The 16,680-nt window shown below is 44.0% G+C and carries 17 protein-coding genes; 11 read left to right on the top strand and 6 right to left on the bottom strand.

The window, feature by feature from the left end:
- Nucleotides 1-198: 198 nt before the first annotated feature.
- Both AC08OG_RS06995 and AC08OG_RS06990 read right to left on the bottom strand, forming a co-directional pair.
- Entirely contained in the window at nucleotides 199-1,122 is a 924-nt protein-coding gene (locus tag AC08OG_RS06995; RefSeq protein ID WP_292353430.1) for a patatin-like phospholipase family protein, read from the bottom strand.
- 389 nt (nucleotides 1,123-1,511) lie between these two features.
- On the bottom strand, nucleotides 1,512-2,873 hold the full coding sequence (locus AC08OG_RS06990) for a ribonuclease J (protein WP_482930430.1): 1,362 nt from the start codon (nucleotides 2,871-2,873) through the stop codon (nucleotides 1,512-1,514).
- Nucleotides 2,874-3,376: 503 nt separating this feature from the next.
- Here AC08OG_RS06990 and AC08OG_RS06985 point away from each other — a divergent pair.
- From AC08OG_RS06985 to AC08OG_RS06975, 3 genes are read left to right on the top strand one after another with little or no spacing between them, the layout of a single operon-like run.
- Nucleotides 3,377-3,667, top strand: a complete 291-nt coding sequence (locus AC08OG_RS06985; protein ID WP_292353427.1) for an OadG family transporter subunit — start codon at nucleotides 3,377-3,379, stop codon at nucleotides 3,665-3,667.
- A gap of 45 nt (nucleotides 3,668-3,712) precedes the next feature.
- The gene (gene oadA / locus AC08OG_RS06980; RefSeq protein WP_292403397.1) at nucleotides 3,713-5,500 is read left to right on the top strand and encodes a sodium-extruding oxaloacetate decarboxylase subunit alpha; all 1,788 of its coding nucleotides are present in this window, start codon (nucleotides 3,713-3,715) and stop codon (nucleotides 5,498-5,500) included.
- A gap of 11 nt (nucleotides 5,501-5,511) precedes the next feature.
- A complete protein-coding gene (locus AC08OG_RS06975; RefSeq protein ID WP_292353425.1) occupies nucleotides 5,512-6,645 on the top strand; it encodes a sodium ion-translocating decarboxylase subunit beta in 1,134 nt (377 codons plus the stop codon).
- 32 nt (nucleotides 6,646-6,677) lie between these two features.
- Here the strand turns inward: AC08OG_RS06975 and AC08OG_RS06970 are convergent, their stop codons facing one another.
- A complete protein-coding gene (locus AC08OG_RS06970; protein WP_482930429.1) occupies nucleotides 6,678-7,007 on the bottom strand; it encodes a hypothetical protein in 330 nt (109 codons plus the stop codon).
- Nucleotides 7,008-7,371: 364 nt separating this feature from the next.
- Between AC08OG_RS06970 and AC08OG_RS06965 the strand changes: the two genes are divergently transcribed.
- From AC08OG_RS06965 to AC08OG_RS06945, 5 genes are read left to right on the top strand one after another with little or no spacing between them, the layout of a single operon-like run.
- Nucleotides 7,372-7,593: an RNA-binding S4 domain-containing protein gene (locus tag AC08OG_RS06965; protein ID WP_292353423.1), complete on the top strand. Its 222-nt coding sequence runs from the start codon at nucleotides 7,372-7,374 to the stop codon at nucleotides 7,591-7,593.
- A 60-nt stretch (nucleotides 7,594-7,653) separates the two neighbouring features.
- Complete coding sequence (locus AC08OG_RS06960; protein ID WP_292353422.1) at nucleotides 7,654-7,977, top strand: metalloregulator ArsR/SmtB family transcription factor; 324 nt, start codon at nucleotides 7,654-7,656, stop codon at nucleotides 7,975-7,977.
- A 36-nt stretch (nucleotides 7,978-8,013) separates the two neighbouring features.
- On the top strand, nucleotides 8,014-8,499 hold the full coding sequence (locus AC08OG_RS06955) for an arsenate reductase ArsC (protein ID WP_292353421.1): 486 nt from the start codon (nucleotides 8,014-8,016) through the stop codon (nucleotides 8,497-8,499).
- Nucleotides 8,499-9,533, top strand: a complete 1,035-nt coding sequence (gene arsB, locus AC08OG_RS06950) for an ACR3 family arsenite efflux transporter (protein WP_292353420.1) — start codon at nucleotides 8,499-8,501, stop codon at nucleotides 9,531-9,533. The genes AC08OG_RS06955 and arsB overlap by 1 nt, the downstream gene beginning before the upstream one ends.
- Entirely contained in the window at nucleotides 9,530-10,531 is a 1,002-nt protein-coding gene (locus AC08OG_RS06945; RefSeq protein WP_482930428.1) for an ArsJ-associated glyceraldehyde-3-phosphate dehydrogenase, read from the top strand. The genes arsB and AC08OG_RS06945 overlap by 4 nt, the downstream gene beginning before the upstream one ends.
- A gap of 1 nt (nucleotide 10,532) precedes the next feature.
- Here the strand turns inward: AC08OG_RS06945 and alkB are convergent, their stop codons facing one another.
- Complete coding sequence (alkB, locus tag AC08OG_RS06940; protein WP_482930427.1) at nucleotides 10,533-11,204, bottom strand: DNA oxidative demethylase AlkB; 672 nt, start codon at nucleotides 11,202-11,204, stop codon at nucleotides 10,533-10,535.
- Nucleotides 11,205-11,449: 245 nt separating this feature from the next.
- A complete protein-coding gene (locus AC08OG_RS06935; protein ID WP_439504170.1) occupies nucleotides 11,450-11,989 on the bottom strand; it encodes a methylated-DNA--[protein]-cysteine S-methyltransferase in 540 nt (179 codons plus the stop codon).
- 163 nt (nucleotides 11,990-12,152) lie between these two features.
- Between AC08OG_RS06935 and AC08OG_RS06930 the strand changes: the two genes are divergently transcribed.
- The 3 genes from AC08OG_RS06930 (at nucleotide 12,153) to AC08OG_RS06920 (ending at nucleotide 15,991) form a co-directional block, all read left to right on the top strand.
- Entirely contained in the window at nucleotides 12,153-12,563 is a 411-nt protein-coding gene (locus tag AC08OG_RS06930; RefSeq protein ID WP_292355725.1) for a hypothetical protein, read from the top strand.
- 235 nt (nucleotides 12,564-12,798) lie between these two features.
- The gene (locus tag AC08OG_RS06925; RefSeq protein ID WP_292403377.1) at nucleotides 12,799-13,896 is read left to right on the top strand and encodes an alkene reductase; all 1,098 of its coding nucleotides are present in this window, start codon (nucleotides 12,799-12,801) and stop codon (nucleotides 13,894-13,896) included.
- Between the two features lie 388 nt (nucleotides 13,897-14,284).
- Entirely contained in the window at nucleotides 14,285-15,991 is a 1,707-nt protein-coding gene (locus AC08OG_RS06920) for a potassium/proton antiporter (protein WP_292403373.1), read from the top strand.
- Here the strand turns inward: AC08OG_RS06920 and AC08OG_RS06915 are convergent, their stop codons facing one another.
- Complete coding sequence (locus AC08OG_RS06915; protein WP_292355719.1) at nucleotides 15,992-16,636, bottom strand: MarC family protein; 645 nt, start codon at nucleotides 16,634-16,636, stop codon at nucleotides 15,992-15,994.
- Nucleotides 16,637-16,680: the final 44 nt, after the last annotated feature.

Raw genomic sequence — 16,680 nt, 5'->3', positions numbered from 1 at the left:
TTTATGACTTTAGTTCAGCCTGACAGTTTGTTGAGCTGCTGTCAGTAGATTTCTACTAAAAATTTAGCTTCACGACTTGACAGTTGCAAATCCGGGTTGGTTCTTGTCGTAGCTAAAATTGTTATGACTGAATTCACTAGAATCTGTTGATCTTCCAGCGTCAGTATTGCAGACGGTTATGTTAAACATCACCAGCCCTTAATCACCCTCTCCCAGACAGAACTTGATTTCAGCCAGATTTTTTTCAACACTTTGTGTGCCCGCCTGTATTGCTTCAGCTGCACGGTAAAATTCCAGCAAACCGATATGTGATAAACGTGGTTGTAACAACACATCTGGTGGGTCACCCGCCATACGACTACGGGTGATACGATCCTGAGTGATATTTACCGACGCAGCAATTGCCGCGAACATATCCGGTACATCTTCTTTGGGCGTTTTCTCTTCACCAAAAAGATTGCCAGTGTAATTGGTGATGAAATCACTAATCCGGTTTCCCAGCAGACTGCTGCTTTGATCATTCTGGGGAACGGGAGGATTCTGATGCAGATGTTTTCCCAAAATATCGCCATTCAGGTTGACTGCAATCACAATATCAGCCCCCAATGCGCGACAAACCGATACTGGTACAGGATTAACTAATCCGCCATCTATCAACCATCGCCCATGATGCTTAATGGCTGGAAATAAACCTGGCAAAGAAATAGAAGACCAGACGGCTTCAAGCAATTTCCCCTCGGTATTCCAGACTTCCTGACCGGTATGAAGATGGGTCGCGACACTAGCATAGCGCGTCGGAAGGTCTTCAATTAATGTGGCTTCTTCAGCCACATACTGTCTTAGGAATTGATGCAACTTATCTTTATTAACGACCCCATTAAATGGAAAACCAATATTAAAAAATCGCGCCGTTTCGAGTTTGGTCAATTTTAAAAGTCGTTGTTGCAGATCGGGCAATTTATTACTGAGATATGCCGCACCAACTAATGCACCTATAGAAGTACCGACCACTACATCGGGCTTGATTCCTGCCTTTTCGAGAGCATTTATCACACCAATATGTGTCCATCCTCTTGCTGCCCCACTGCCAAGTGCCAAGCCGATTTTCAACGAATTTTTCATTTAATGTTCACTTCAAATTTAAGGGAAAACCGTATTAACATGATGAAAAAGCTAAAGATATATACATTCCGACCGTTATAACTAAATGACTCGTGTAACCTTAGGTCAACATGATGGATATATCACGAATTTATCATAACAACTTTTTAATTACCTACAGCACGCAACCGGTTAACCCTGGACAAGCGTCTGCGGAAAAAACCCAGCAAACAATTCATGAAGAGCGAAGGCAGCGTCGTGAACGTCGCAAACGTAAACAGAAAACGCGAATAGAAAGACGGGTTTCCTCAGAGCGCAGGGGCCCTTCGTTTGATGCAAAGGCTTAAATCCGGCTGTTCTTTAAAAGCTTTTACTCATGCGGATCATAAAGATAAACCATTAGTACGCTTTTAAAGCTTTTTTAAAGACTTTCGATCAAACAAGCCCCATCGTCCTGTTTTAACCGCGCCACGACGAATCCCGTTAACCGGTGCTATGTAAAACAAATCACCATTTTGTCCCAAAAGCTGTTGTCTGACCCCACTGGCTTTGGCAATTTTGGCATTGGCTTTCATATGCATTAACTCGCCATGAACCGGGATCGCACATTGTGGCTGTACCCATTGGTACATGGTTTTAAGTTCTTCGCTAGCAGGATGTCCCGAGGCATGAATGGGCAGCGCGCTATTATCAATATCAATAACATCAACCTGCATGACTTTAAGCCGTTCTATCAAAGTGGCAATCGCCAGTTCATTTCCCGGGATGACTTTTGAACTAAAAATAACGGTATCGCCAGGTGATAATTGCATATCCCGAAAACTGTTCAGACTCAGTCGATTTAGCGCTGTTCGTGGTTCTCCCTGACTACCAGTCGCCACCAATAAAACCGTATGTGCAGGTAAAAACCCTAAATGCGCTGAATCTACTGACGTTTTCACACTGTTCCATAAACCAACATTTTTGGCAGCTGACACGGTGTTGATTAATGAGCGGCCAAGCAGGCCCAAATGGCGCCCGGTTTCGTCAGCAATTCTTGCCAGAGTGTGTAACCGGGCGATATTACTGCCGAAACAGGCGACCACGACTCTGCCTTTGGCCTGTTCAACATGGAATTTCAAACCTTGGTATAAATTCGCTTCTGATTCCGACCACCCCTGCACATTGGCGTTGGTCGAATCACAGACCATCGCATCAACCTGATATTCAGCTAATTTTTGAAAGGTACCTGCATCATATGCCGGACCCACCACCGGAGCTTTATCAAGCTTCCAATCCGCGGTATGGAATACTTTTCCTGCTGCTGTAGAGATAAGCAATGCATAAGGTTCGGGGATGGAATGAGTAAGTTTTAACCACTCCACATGAAATACGCCGATCTGTCGTTTGGCATCTGCTTCAACCACAATGACCGGCACTTTATCTGCGATACCACGTTCAACCAGCTTTCGTCGTAACATTTCAGCGGTAAATGCTGTTGTATAAACAGGGCACCGAAAGTATTCCCAAAGATAAGGCACTGCACCAATATGATCTTCATGAGCATGGGTAATAATCAGACCATCCAGCTGTTGACGACGGTCGATCAGAAATTGCGGGTCAGCCATCTGGATTGGCGGGTTCTGACTATTAAGTGGGTCACCAAACTCATCTACTTCAGCTTGAAATGTCACACCACAATCCACAATCAACCAACGCCCGTTATGTCCATACACATTCAGGTTCATGCCTATTTCTGCCACAGCCCCCCAACGGCAGGAACCAAAAATCATCTTTTCCAGGTGTCATCCAGGCCTCTTAATTCAAATGCGTCGGTGTTCATTCTTTTCAGTTAAAACAAGTGTTGCTATGACTGGTAATGTTTTCACCAGTTCATTTTTGCTATCTTCATGATAGCAGTTGCACTTTTGCAACATTATAAATGCAGCCAGAGAAATTCTTTTTCAAAGACACTCCAGCAAAGCCGTGATGTGTCTGTTCCGCTAGTGGCAACAGCTTTTTGTTTTACAAAGTTATCGGTTAACTCCTGAAACAGGACGTTTAGGTTTTCTCTTTCATTTTGGCTTTAACTACATTGTTTGAGTAGATTTTGCCGCTCCGGTCATTAAATCAATCGTCACAATTAACATAGCTACATCGTTGTTATTGAAGCTTATAAGCTGCATTTGGCATAAAGGAAATATCTGACTTAAATCAACAATGCTATACTTTGCGGCTGTTTACAGTTGAAAACGCTGCAGGCTTTTAACTATCCCAAATAATCAGAGGCAAACAGATGGAAAAATCCACCCTTATGTCAGAAGGATTAACGCTCATGGTAACCGGCATGGGTTTTGTATTTGTGTTTTTGACCGTATTAGTACTGGTGACGACATTAATGTCGTGGATAATCACACGTTATGAGAAAAGTGTCGGCGCCCTTCCTGCTGAAGGCATTCCTGCCCCTACTGCTGTATTAGGTCGGAATCAGTCAGGGCAGTCCAAACAGCAATCCCAATCTTCTCAAGATTCAACATTACTGACAGTTTTATCCAGTGCAGTTCACAAATACCGTAAAAACAAGTGACGCCAAGTCGCTCCACGAATTAGTAGTTTAATCAAAGGCCATAATATGACCGAAGCAAATAAAAAGCTTGGCATCACCGATGTCGTTCTGCGTGATGCCCATCAATCACTTTTCGCTACTCGACTCCGTTTAGATGACATGCTGCCAATTGCCGACAAACTGGATCAGGTAGGTTACTGGTCAGTTGAAACATGGGGTGGCGCAACTTTTGATGCCTGTATCCGCTATCTTGGTGAAGATCCCTGGCACCGCATCCGCAGTCTTAAGGCAGCCATGCCCAATACCCCACAACAAATGTTACTTCGCGGACAAAATTTGTTGGGTTATCGTCATTATGCTGATGATGTGGTGCGTAAATTTGTGGAAAGAGCCAGCATTAATGGCGTAGATGTGTTCCGCGTATTCGACGCAATGAATGATCCCAGAAACCTTGAAGTTGCTATCAAAGCCGTTTTGGATAATGAAAAGCATGCACAAGGTACCATGGCCTACACCATCAGCCCGGTGCATGATTTGCAAATGTGGCTGGATATGGCCAAACGCATTGAAGATATGGGTGCCCATTCATTATGTATTAAAGATATGGCTGGTTTGCTTAAGCCTTACAAAGCTTATGAACTTGTTAAAAGCCTTAAGCAAACCATTGATATCCCTATACATATGCAGTCTCACGCGACGACTGGCCTGTCGACAGCGACCATCATGAAATGTGTTGAAGCTGGTATTGATAATGTCGATACCGCTATTTCATCAATGTCGATGACCTATGGCCATTCGGCGACTGAATCGGTTGTGGCCATATTCGAAGATACAGCCAGTGATACCGGTCTGAATATCGAATTGCTTGAAGAAATCGCTGCGTACTTCCGCGAAGTTCGTAAAAAATATGCCAAGTTTGAGGGAAGTTTACGCGGGGTCGATTCACGCATCCTGGTAGCCCAGGTTCCTGGTGGCATGTTGACCAATATGGAAGGCCAGCTACGCGAACAAAATGCGCTGGACCGGATGGATGAAGTGTTACATGAAATTCCTCGCGTGCGTGAGGATCTCGGATTCATCCCGTTGGTAACACCTACTTCACAAATTGTCGGCACCCAGGCAGTTATTAATGTATTAACCGGTGAACGTTATAAATCCATCACAGAAGAAACACAGGGTGTTTTACGCGGGGAGTATGGCTCTGCACCAGCACCATTTAATTCTGAGCTGCAAAAACGTGTGCTTAATGATGAAGAAGCGATTACCTGTCGTCCCGCCGATTTGCTTGAAGACGAAATGGAAAAGCTGACCAGTGAATTAATTTCACTTGCCGAAACAGAGGACTTTAAACTCGAAGAAGGTGAAAGACAGATTGATGATGTTTTAACCTTTGCGTTATTTAATCAAACAGCAATCAAATTTCTTAAAAACCGTGGCAATCCAGATGCATTTGAACCGTTGCCAACCGCGGAATCCACTCACGAATCCTCCACTCCAGCCAAATCGGCAGGTGCGCCTGAAACTTACACCATCACGGTCAATGGTCAGCAATATGTCGTTGAAGTGAATGAAGGTGGTGATATTAGTCAGATTGACAGCTCACAGGCGCCTCAGCCTGCTGCGCAGCCAAGCACAAATGAAGGCGTTGCTGTAAAAGCACCTTTGTCTGGCAATATCTGGAAAATCATGGTTTCTCAAGGCCAGTCGGTTAATGAAGGCGATGTATTGCTTATCCTTGAAGCGATGAAAATGGAAACACAGATAGTAGCCGAACACGATGGTACGGTGACTTCAATCAATGTTAAACCAGGTGACACCGTAAAAGTTGGTGACACTCTCGTTTCTATCGCTTAAGGGCAACTCTAATGGATAAGTTATTACATCTTTGGGAGGCCACTGGCTTCTATCAAATGCAACCTGGCCAGGGCATCATGATCCTGATCGGCATGTTGTTGTTATATCTGGCGATCAAGAAAAACTTTGAGCCTTTACTACTGGTTCCAATCGGCTTTGGTGGCGTGCTTGCCAATATTCCGGGAGCCGGGTTAGCTGAGGCCGGTGGTATTTTGCACCTGTTTTATGTGGTTGGTATTGAAAGTGGCGCCTTCCCGCTCATCATTTTTATGGGTGTCGGTGCAATGACCGATTTTGGTCCCCTGCTCGCCAATCCTAAAACCCTTTTTCTGGGGGCTGCAGCCCAGTTTGGTATTTTTGCAACGTTAATGGGGGCGGTTTTACTCTCTACCTTCGGTATATTTGACTTTAGTCTGGCTGATGCTGCTGCCATTGGTATTATCGGCGGCGCTGATGGGCCTACATCGATTTATGTTGCCAGTAAGCTTGCACCAGACTTGCTGGGTGCTATCGCTGTTGCCTCTTATTCTTACATGGCATTGGTACCATTGATTCAGCCACCGATTATGCGTGCGCTGACTAATGAAAAAGATCGTAAAATACGTATGCATCAGCAGCGTCATGTATCACAACGGGAAAAAATTGTTTTCCCTTTGGTCATATTGATTCTGGTCGCTCTCTTCTTGCCTGATGCAGCGCCATTATTGGGTATGTTCTGTTTCGGTAATCTGATGAAAGAATGTGCGGTAGTAGATCGTCTGAGTAATACTACTCAGAACTCACTGATCAACACTGTGACGATTTTCCTTGGCCTTGCGGTTGGTTCCAAATTAAGTGCAGAAAGCTTTTTGAATCAAATGACATTAGGCATTCTTTTGCTTGGTATGTTGGCCTTTTCTATCGGTACGGCCTCCGGGGTCATCATGGCCAAAATACTCAACAAAATAACCAAAGAGCCCATCAACCCGTTAATCGGTTCTGCTGGTGTATCAGCAGTCCCCATGGCGGCCAGGGTTTCTAACAAGTTAGGTCTGGAAGCTGATAAACATAACTTCCTGTTAATGCATGCGATGGGCCCGAATGTGGCCGGGGTTATTGGTTCTGCAGTAGCTGCAGGTATCCTGATTAACTACGCAGCAGGTTAACCTCTTTTATTGCTCCCTGAAAATAGCTTTTTTCAGGGAGCAATTTGTTTACCTTTAACTATTCTCACTTTTGCAATCTGATCGCCAAAACCTCTTATTTCACAAGCATATCCGGCAAAAGATGCGTGAGATTCAACCAGGCCCTGCCATTTTTCACCCTGGGCATAATCACCATTCATCTGGCTAAAATCCAGCCCAAAGCTTTTCAATAAAACTAACGTATTGCTATAGCTCATACCGGGCTTTATTTGTTCACAAGCAGATTTGATCTTATCGGTTTCCCACACATAATAAAGTGGGTATAACATCAACAGCACAATTGAAAATTGTATCAATTTAACAAGGGTCTGTTGATATTTCATAGCCGCCTCTGTTGTGACTGAAAATGCACCAATCAAGGCGCGAGGAATGCAGTTTAGTAGTTCTAAATAAATGACGAGTAACGTAGAGTGGTGCATTTTCAGTCACAACCCAAAGGGCTGGGACTATTTTTTTGCCCCACGGCGTTGGAAATGACTTATGTAGATCACTACATCGCATCATTTCCGCCTTGTTGGACAAAAAAGAGCCTCCAGCAGTGGTGGCTCTGAAAAATCAATAGACCCTGAATATTTCATGGCCATGTTTCCTTTCATTGAGCCATTTTTAAGTGTGTTGATTGTAGAGTGAGTCACATTGTTAAAACGTGACCTAACGATTATTTTTACAAAATAACAGGAAACTTCCATGTCTAACGAAATAATACCCGTTCATATCACCAAAAGTCCGGTCGAACTTTTCAAGATCCTTAAATTTGAAGGTATTGCTGACAGTGGTGCCGAAGCAAAAAATATCGTTGCTGAGGGACACGTAAAAGTGAATGGTGAAGTTGAAACCCGTAAACGCAGACAAATGGTCGCGGGTGATATTTTTCAAATTGGAGAGGATAGCTGGCAGTTGGTGGATTGACTTAATGGTAGTTTAATATATGATTTACTGCATATATGAATATTCAAATATGATTTAGCTGTGGATTTACTGAGTTTTCACAAATGTCTGGCAGATGAAACACGTCTGCGTATGGTGTTGCTGATTGTTGATCAGGGCGAACTTTGCGTATGTGAGCTGATGTCCGCTATGAAAATAAGCCAGCCGAAAATTTCACGTCATCTGGCGCTTCTCAGACAACATGGACTATTACAGGATAGACGTCAGGGACAGTGGGTTTATTATCGACTTAATCCGGAACTCCCCGCTTGGTCACAACAGTCCATCAATGCTGCTTATCAGAGTAAACCTGACTTCTTCAAAGAAGATTTAACCAAGTTGCAACGCCTGGGTAATTGCTGCTAAAAATTTTCATTAAATATATATGGATAAACATATGTTATGACAGCCAAACCTTTCAAATTTTTATTTCTTTGCACACACAATGCATGTCGAAGCATTCTTGCTGAGGCCATCTTCCGACACTTGGCGGATACCAGGTTTATTGTGGCCAGTGCGGGCAGCAACCCTGCGGGTAATGTTTTCCCTGAAACACTGACCAAATTGCAGGAACATGGTTACAGCGTTGAGGGTTTATCCAGCAAATCCTGGGATGATTTAAAAGATTATCAACCGGATGTTGTAATCACTGTTTGCGATCAGGCCGCAGGTGAAAGCTGCCCGGTCTGGTTTGGTAAGGCGGTAAAAGGACATTGGGGATTGACCGATGCTTCCAAAGTAGCGGATCCACTTGAGCGAAATCAGACTTTCGATGAATTAATCAGTTTGCTCGACGCCCGTATTAGCGCATTACTGCAATTAATGCCAGATGAATTATCTGCCTCTGAACTCAGTGCCGACATTAAACGCATAGGAGCTACATACTGATGGGCATATTTGAACGCTATTTATCGGTTTGGGTCGGACTGAGTATTCTGGCGGGTTTGTTCTTGGGAAATCTGTTTCCCAGCCTGTTCAATCTGGTTGCCAGCCTGGAATATGCACATGTCAATCTGCTGATCGCGATATTTATCTGGTTAATGATTTATCCAATGATGGTGCAGGTGGATTTCACGGCAATTAAAGATATTGGCAAACGGCCTCAGGGAATCTGGCTGACTTTAGTCATCAACTGGCTGATCAAACCCTTCACTATGGCTGCCCTGGGCTGGCTGTTTTTTAAGGTTCTGTTTGCCGGATGGGTCGATCCCCAATCGGCTGATGAATATATTGCTGGCATGATTTTACTCGGTGTAGCTCCCTGCACGGCAATGGTGTTTATCTGGAGTCAATTGGTCAAAGGTGATGCTAATTACACGCTGGTACAGGTGTCTCTCAATGACATAATTATGATTTTTGCGTTTGCACCGATTGCCGCATTTTTACTTGGCATCACGGATTTGACCGTACCTTGGGAAACCTTGCTGATTTCAGTCGTTTTATATGTATTGTTACCCTTATTAGCCGGCTTTTTTACTCGACAACATATTATTAAAAACAAAGGTTTGCCTGAGTTAACCCGATTTTTAAATCACATCAAACCCTGGTCAATTCTGGGATTACTGGCCACTGTACTGCTTTTGTTTGGCTTTCAGGCTGAAACCATTCTGCAACAACCTTTCATTATTTTACTGATAGCAATTCCACTACTGATTCAAACCTATGGGATTTTTGCGCTGGCTTATTTCGCAGCGATCAAACTGCGCCTCCAGCATGATGTTGCTGCACCGGCATGCCTTATCGGTACCTCCAACTTCTTTGAAATGGCTGTTGCCGTTGCTATTTCATTATTCGGGCTTCACTCCGGCGCTGCTCTTGCAACTGTGGTGGGAGTTCTGGTCGAAGTGCCGGTCATGCTGACGTTAGTCTATTTCGCCAATCGCACCAGAAACTGGTTTCCCAAAAAAGAGAATTTATCATGACAATTAAAGTAGGTATTAATGGTTTCGGCCGTATCGGTCGATTATGTTTACGTGCCGCATGGGACTGGGAAGATATTGAGTTTGTGCAGATTAATGATCCTGCGGGTGATGCTGAAACCCACGCCCATTTGTTAAATTTTGATTCGGTACATGGCCGCTGGGATCATCAGGCAGAAGCCAATGGCAATACTATTTTTGTTGGCCATAAAACGCTTGCTGTAACCACCAATAAAGCTATTGATGATACTGACTGGTCAGCTTGTGATGTTGTCATAGAGGCTTCCGGTAAAATGCGCGACACTGGTTTGCTGCAAGGCTATATGGATCAGGGTGTAAAACGTGTGGTCGTTACAGCTCCAATCAAACAACCCGGTATTTTAAATGTCGTAATGGGTGTGAATGATGATCTGTATGATGCCAATAAACATCCTATAGTAACGGCCGCATCCTGCACTACCAACTGCCTGGCACCAGTCGTCAAAGTCATTCATGAAAAACTGGCTATCAAGCATGGCATGATCACTACCATCCATGATCTGACCAATACTCAGTCAATTATGGATACTCCCCACAAAGATTTACGCCGTGCTCGGATGTCCGGCACTAACTTGATTCCGACCACCACCGGAAGTGCTACAGCCATTACTGAAATTTTTCCCGAACTCAAAGGGCGACTCAATGGACATGCTGTACGTGTGCCATTAGCCAATGCTTCATTAACGGATTGTGTGTTTGAAGTTGAACGTGCAACCTCGGTTGAAGAAGTCAATGCACTATTAAAAGCTGCAGCAGAAAATGAGTTAAGTGGTATTTTGGGCTATGAGGAAAAACCGCTGGTTTCCAGTGATTATCGTGGCGATCCGCGTTCCAGCATTATTGATGCACTATCGACCATGGTCACTAATGAGACCCAGGTGAAAATTTATGCCTGGTACGACAATGAATGGGGTTATAGCATGCGGACAATGGAGCTGGTGCGTAAAGTTGGCTTAAGTTAAGTTAGCTTGCCTTGCGAAACGTCAGGTTAAATCGATAAGGCCCGGTCAGTGGATGCTGGCCAGGTTTTAATGTTAATACACCGTGATAATAACGACGCGCTGCCCTGCCCCAGACGATGACATCGCCATGTTCAAGTAGTACACGTTGCTTTGGATCATTTCTGCTGGCACCACCGAACTGAAAAATAATGGGCAACCCAAGTGAGACTGAAACTATTGGCTGAGAAAAATCCCGCTCATCCTTATCCTGATGCAGCCCCATCTTGGCACCGACTTCATATTGGTTCATTAAACAAACATCAGGATTAAAGTCAGAAAAGCCACAAATCTGAGCCGCTTTTTCAGCAAGCTCACGAAAACATTGCGGCATTTCAGGCCAGGGCAAATTGGTCAGTGGATCGATCTCAGTATAACGATAACCATGGCGATCGGTGTGCCAGCCTACATCACCGCAATTGGTAATTGCTGCAGACATATAAAATCCGCCAGGTGTCTGCATTTTGCGAAAAGTTGATTGGGCATTAATCTGACCAATGGCAGTTATTAACTGTGAGGCTTGTTGAAGGGCAAAACCTTTCAGAAGGAAGACATCCGGCAGGATCTCATCACAGTCTTTAAAGACACTCTCAGCAAATAAATCTGCTGTATGCATTAGGGCTTGTTTATCTTTCATATCCACCACTGCTGGCGACTATTTTTGTGTCCGACAAGGCGGAAAGCACGCAGTGTAGTCTTCCTACATAAGTGATTGACAACGAAGGCGGCCGCAAAAATAGTCCCAGCCCTTCGGGTTGTGACTGAAAAAGCGCCACTCTGCGTTACCCGTCGCTTATTTAGAATTACTAAAAGGCGCTCCTCGTGCCTTGATTGACGCTTTTTCAGCTCACAACAGAGGCGGATATGAAAGATAAACAAGCCCTAGGCCAACATCAATCGCTCACGGCGTAACAGCGCTTGTTTACTCTCGACTCCCCAACGATATCCGGAAATTGCACCATCTTTGCGAATCACTCGGTGACACGGGATGATAACCGCAATATTATTGGCTCCACAGGCACTGGCAATGGCTCTTACAGCCCCGGGTTTATGCAGTTTTTCAGCAATATCGCTGTAGCACACTGTTGACCCCACCGGAATTTCCCTTAAGGCTTGCCAGACTTGTTGTTGAAAAGTCGTGCCTCGCAGATCCAGATTAAAATCCGTGTTTTTTTGTGGGTTATGAATAATCTCAATCACTTTTGAAAGTGTATTTTTAATACCACTGCCCCCGTCAACACATTTTGCCGTTGGAAACTGTTTTTGCAGGCTGGCCATTAGTTCTTTAGCCGATTTGCCCAGGTAAACGGCACAAATACCATTTGGAGATTCACCAACAAGCACATTCCCCACTGGACTGATACCAATAGCAAAATGAATTTGTTCAAATTCTGGTGCAATGACACGTAACTCACTTGCCATTATCGATTGTCCTCTGTTCACGTAGCGTTCACCTTAACGTTGTTAGATTACATTTATAAATATTAATTCCTTCATTAGTTTAACAGTAAGGAATTTGCCGATGCAGGTAGTCAGAAATTCCATTAAGCTATACTGCATATAGGAATTTTTCCTGGACAATATTATGAAACTTAAATTAATACTGCTTTTACTCTGTTCTCCGCTGCTGGCACACGCAGGTGCGGTCTCTCAGCTTGGTACAGGTGATCCATTGAAACTGGTTTATCAGGAAATGCTTTATCAGTATCAGGTTGGTTTGCAATTACATGAACAATACGACTTCAAGCAACCAATTGATGTGATGCAATGCAAAAATCAGCATGGATATATTCAAACCCGTGCCAGATCTATGGTGGGCACTGCAAAACAAGTTGAAGAAGAAATTCGCAGTGACGTAATTGATGCGGCATGGTTTGCGCTAAATTGCTCACGTTGCGGCAGTGCAGCTGATAGCTGCGATCAAGTGCCGGAAAAACTTGAGTTCATCAAGCTACAACTTGAAGCCAAACAAAAAGCTAAAGCTGAACAGCAGTAGTTTACAGGCGTTATTTTCGTTAGTACCTGTCGAATTTTATCTTTCCTGCCTTATGCTGAAGGGTGACTCTAAGTGCCTCCAAACAGCGGCTAACATACAGAACCTTTATCTCAGTTTAAATCCAACACCGGTACAGATTTAAACTTGTTAATGAGTTCTTGTTGCTGACAATGCGGTGCCTTTTTCAAAGGATCAGCCGTTTCAACTCCTTTTCACAATTATTTCAGAGGTATTTATGAGCCAACTGCAGGCGAATGATTTGTTATCTCCAATCAAAATTGGGCAGGTTACACTGAAGAATAGAATGGTTATGGCCCCATTAACCCGCAATAGAGCGGGAGAAGGTTTAGTGCCGACCGAAATGAATGTTACTTATTATCGGCAACGTGCCAGTGCCGGCCTGATTATCAGTGAAGGTTCACAAATTGCTGATGATGCATTGGGTTATCCGCATACCCCCGGTATTCATACTGATGAGCAAGTGCTTGGCTGGCGAAAAGTAACGGATGCCGTGCATCGGGAAGAAGGACTGATCTTTATGCAACTCTGGCATTGTGGTCGGGTTTCACACAGCTCCATGCTGCCAAATGGTATGAAACCGCTGGCACCTTCTGCCATCAAACCTGCAGGTGAAGTCTATACCTATGAAGGCATGAAACCATATGAAACACCCCAGGCCATAGAAACAAGCGACATTCCACGGATTATTGAACAATATCGTCATGCCGCCTGCTGTGCGGTTGAAGCTGGTTTTGATGGCGTTGAAATTCACGCTGCCAATGGCTATTTGCTGGATCAGTTTCTTCGGGATGGAAGTAATAAACGCACTGATCAATACGGTGGCAGTATTGAAAATCGCGCACGATTGATTATGGAAGTCACTGCGGCAGTATGCGAAATATGGGATCCCAAAAAAGTGGGGATTCGCCTCTCCCCGCTGCAGCCGTTTAATGATTTATATGATTCCAATCCTGAGGCGACTTTCAGTTACATGGTAAAGGCGCTCAATAAATTTGAACTGGGTTATCTGCATGTCACTGAAATGGGCGCTGAAACTCCCGGTGTTGCCGGCCCTTATTTTGATGTTAGCTCTTTGCGTAAATTATGGAATGGTCTTTATATGACTAACAGTAATTATGATTATGCGTCAGGCAATCAAGCTCTAAAAGATAACAAGGCTGATCTGATTTCGTTTGGCAAACTGTTTATTGCTAATCCGGATCTTCCTGAACGTTTTGCCAAAAATGCACCACTGAACCAACCGGATCCAGATAGTTTTTATGGTGGTGATGCAAAAGGTTATATCGATTACCCTTTTCTTGAACCGGTATAAGTTTATTTTTGATTAAGAGCTTGTTGATCTTTCATTTCCGCCACTGTTGTGACTGAATGTAGTACTCAAAGTGCGATTATTGCAGTTTATGAGTCGGAAAAAAGTTTCCAGCAGTGGTGACGATAAAAGATAGGCACCCCCTAAAAAGCCGGCTATGCCGGTTTTTTTATGCCTGCTTTTTTATTTATGAAAATATGAAAAATATCACTTACAGTTGAATCAGCAGACAAACGAATTAATGGGTATGTAATAATTGAACTTATAGTTATTACAACTGCGTTGAAAATGACTTATGCAGGATGACGACATCTCAACATTTCTGCCATGTTGGAAAAAGTCTCGTCTTCAATATTGACGGCTTTAAAGATAAACAGACCCTCGGTTTAATATGGATTTTATCAATACTCTTTTTCTACTTGGCGGCCTGCTTATTTCCCTAAGCATTCTTGGTAGTCGTCTTTCATCAAAGTTTGGCCTGCCATTACTGATTATCTTTTTAGCCCTGGGCATGTTAGCCGGTGAAGAGGGTGTTCTGGGGATTCAGTTCGATGATTACTCCCTGGCTTTTCTGATTGGCCATCTTGCCCTGGCAATGATTCTGCTGGATGGTGGATTACGTACCCGTTTGAAAACCTTTCGTGCCGGCTTCAAACCTGCACTTTCCCTTGCGACATTAGGTGTTTTACTGACCAGTGGCAGTATCGGCTTACTGGCAATGTGGATATTTGATCTCAAGCTGCTTGAAGGGTTATTGATCGGCGCCATTATCGGTTCAACCGATGCGGCTGCGGTATTTTCCATGTTGAGCGGGCGAGGAATAAACCTGAATGAACGCGTTGGTGCCACCTTGGAAATTGAATCTGGCACCAATGATCCTATGGCAATTTTCCTTACGATTATGCTGGTCGAGTTAATGACCGGTGAAATGGGCGGTGCCTGGGATACGGCTTTATTTTTATTACAGCAATTCGGTTTTGGCCTGATTATTGGTATCGGAGGTGGCTGGCTAATTGCAAAATTACTCAATTGGATGGATTTAGCGCCGGGACTTTATGCCATGTTGGCTCTGGCTCTGGGTTTCAGCGTGTTTGGCTTAACCGGAGTCATTGGTGGCAGTGGTTTTCTAGCCATTTACCTCTGTGGTTTGATGATCGGTAATCAACCTGGCCGTCATTTGAACTTTATTCTTCCTGTACATGATGGTCTGGCCTGGCTCAGTCAGATTGGTTTATTTCTGATTTTAGGTTTACTGGTCAATCCGAGTGAATTATTGCAATACGCCCTGCCTTCACTGGTTATCGCATTGGCATTAATTTTTGTCGCCCGACCCATCGCGGTATTCCTGTCCATTAAACCTTTCTTTCGCTTCCGCTGGCGTGAATTGGGGTTTATTTCGTGGGTGGGTTTACGTGGAGCGGTGCCTATCGTATTGGCTATCTTCCCGGTGATTGGGGGAGTAGAAAATGCCTCGCTGTATTTCAATGTTGCGTTTGCTGTTGTATTACTTTCGCTGTTGATTCAAGGCAGCACCCTGTCACTAATGGCACGTTGGATGCGGGTAGAGGTGCCGATAGGTATCAAACCAAACCATCAGGGAGCCTTGGGCATTTTGCCAACAAATGATTATGAAATGTTTGTTTATCGGATTGAGAACGAACAGCTTGATGGTCAGCAGATCCGTTTACTGCGCTTCCCTTCTGGCACATTGATATCGGCATTATTCCGTAATAACGTGATGCTGCATCCCAAAGGCAGTACTGAACTGAAGTTGAATGACACCATTTGTGTGATAAGTCGTAATGAAGATTTGGATGCACTGAATCAAATCTTTAGTGGTCATTCAAAACTGAAAAATCGTGAGGCATTTTTTGGATCATTTACGCTACGCGGCGATGCCTTATTATCAGACGTCGCAAAAGCTTATGGACTGGTTATCAGTTCTGCAGAACATGGTATGACATTAAGCGAATTTATTTCCCGTCGAGTCGGTGGCCATCCGGTAGTGGGCGATGATGTGGACTGGCATGGCATTCATTGGGTAGTCAATGAAGTAGATGGCGATAAAATCATTAAAGTGGGTCTCAGGCTTTACTGATTATAATCCAGCATAAATTTCCAATACGCCATTAATGACAAATTGCACCGCGATGACCGAAAGAATGATGCCAAAAATTCGGGTAATTATCTCTTTGCCGGTTTCTCCCAGATAACGCACCAGAAAATGGGAATACACCATTGCCAGGTAACAGGATCCTGTGGTCAGCATAATCGCTGCAAACACCAAAATTAAATGCCAGGCTGTCGGTGCCTCACTGGTCAAAATCATCACCGTGGCAATGGCACCCGGTCCGCTCATAAACGGGATAGCTAACGGAATCACCGAGATATCCTTGGCAATTTTGCCTTCTATTGCAGGATCAGATGCACTGCTGGTCTCACCTTCATCCAGTCCCTTGTGAATCATGCTCATCGCAATACCAAATAAAATCAAGCCACCGGCAATACGAAATGCCTCGATGGTAATACCAAATATGTTGAAAATAAGACCACCCAGTAAGGCAAAAACAAAAAATACGCCAGTAGCAATCAGGCTGGAGCGTTTGGCGACTGCCTTACGGGTGGTTTCTGAGGTACGAGGCAACAGCGATACAAACATAAAAGCAGTTGTTAATGGATTCACAATGACAAATAAGGCGGCAATCGCGATGATCCAATAATCAAATAAACCAATTGCATTCATAATGTATCCACTTAAAGAAAACGCTATGTTCGCATAAATGCGTT

It is taken from the genome of Methylophaga sp. F7, from assembly GCF_056863975.1.
This window is presented reverse-complemented; position numbering and strand designations above follow the sequence as displayed.

What these genes read in the sequence shown, in the direction of transcription:
- AC08OG_RS06995 (WP_292353430.1), bottom strand. Translation starts at nt 1,122, where the DNA reads ATGAAAAATTCGTTGAAAATCGGCTTGGCACTTGGCAGTGGGGCAGCA.
- AC08OG_RS06990 (WP_482930430.1), bottom strand. Translation starts at nt 2,873, where the DNA reads ATGATTTTTGGTTCCTGCCGTTGGGGGGCTGTGGCAGAAATAGGCATG.
- AC08OG_RS06985 (WP_292353427.1), top strand. Translation starts at nt 3,377, where the DNA reads ATGGAAAAATCCACCCTTATGTCAGAAGGATTAACGCTCATGGTAACC.
- oadA (WP_292403397.1), top strand. Translation starts at nt 3,713, where the DNA reads ATGACCGAAGCAAATAAAAAGCTTGGCATCACCGATGTCGTTCTGCGT.
- AC08OG_RS06975 (WP_292353425.1), top strand. Translation starts at nt 5,512, where the DNA reads ATGGATAAGTTATTACATCTTTGGGAGGCCACTGGCTTCTATCAAATG.
- AC08OG_RS06970 (WP_482930429.1), bottom strand. Translation starts at nt 7,007, where the DNA reads ATGAAATATCAACAGACCCTTGTTAAATTGATACAATTTTCAATTGTG.
- AC08OG_RS06965 (WP_292353423.1), top strand. Translation starts at nt 7,372, where the DNA reads ATGTCTAACGAAATAATACCCGTTCATATCACCAAAAGTCCGGTCGAA.
- AC08OG_RS06955 (WP_292353421.1), top strand. Translation starts at nt 8,014, where the DNA reads ATGACAGCCAAACCTTTCAAATTTTTATTTCTTTGCACACACAATGCA.
- arsB (WP_292353420.1), top strand. Translation starts at nt 8,499, where the DNA reads ATGGGCATATTTGAACGCTATTTATCGGTTTGGGTCGGACTGAGTATT.
- AC08OG_RS06945 (WP_482930428.1), top strand. Translation starts at nt 9,530, where the DNA reads ATGACAATTAAAGTAGGTATTAATGGTTTCGGCCGTATCGGTCGATTA.
- alkB (WP_482930427.1), bottom strand. Translation starts at nt 11,204, where the DNA reads ATGAAAGATAAACAAGCCCTAATGCATACAGCAGATTTATTTGCTGAG.
- AC08OG_RS06935 (WP_439504170.1), bottom strand. Translation starts at nt 11,989, where the DNA reads ATGGCAAGTGAGTTACGTGTCATTGCACCAGAATTTGAACAAATTCAT.
- AC08OG_RS06930 (WP_292355725.1), top strand. Translation starts at nt 12,153, where the DNA reads ATGAAACTTAAATTAATACTGCTTTTACTCTGTTCTCCGCTGCTGGCA.
- AC08OG_RS06925 (WP_292403377.1), top strand. Translation starts at nt 12,799, where the DNA reads ATGAGCCAACTGCAGGCGAATGATTTGTTATCTCCAATCAAAATTGGG.
- AC08OG_RS06920 (WP_292403373.1), top strand. Translation starts at nt 14,285, where the DNA reads ATGGATTTTATCAATACTCTTTTTCTACTTGGCGGCCTGCTTATTTCC.
- AC08OG_RS06915 (WP_292355719.1), bottom strand. Translation starts at nt 16,636, where the DNA reads ATGAATGCAATTGGTTTATTTGATTATTGGATCATCGCGATTGCCGCC.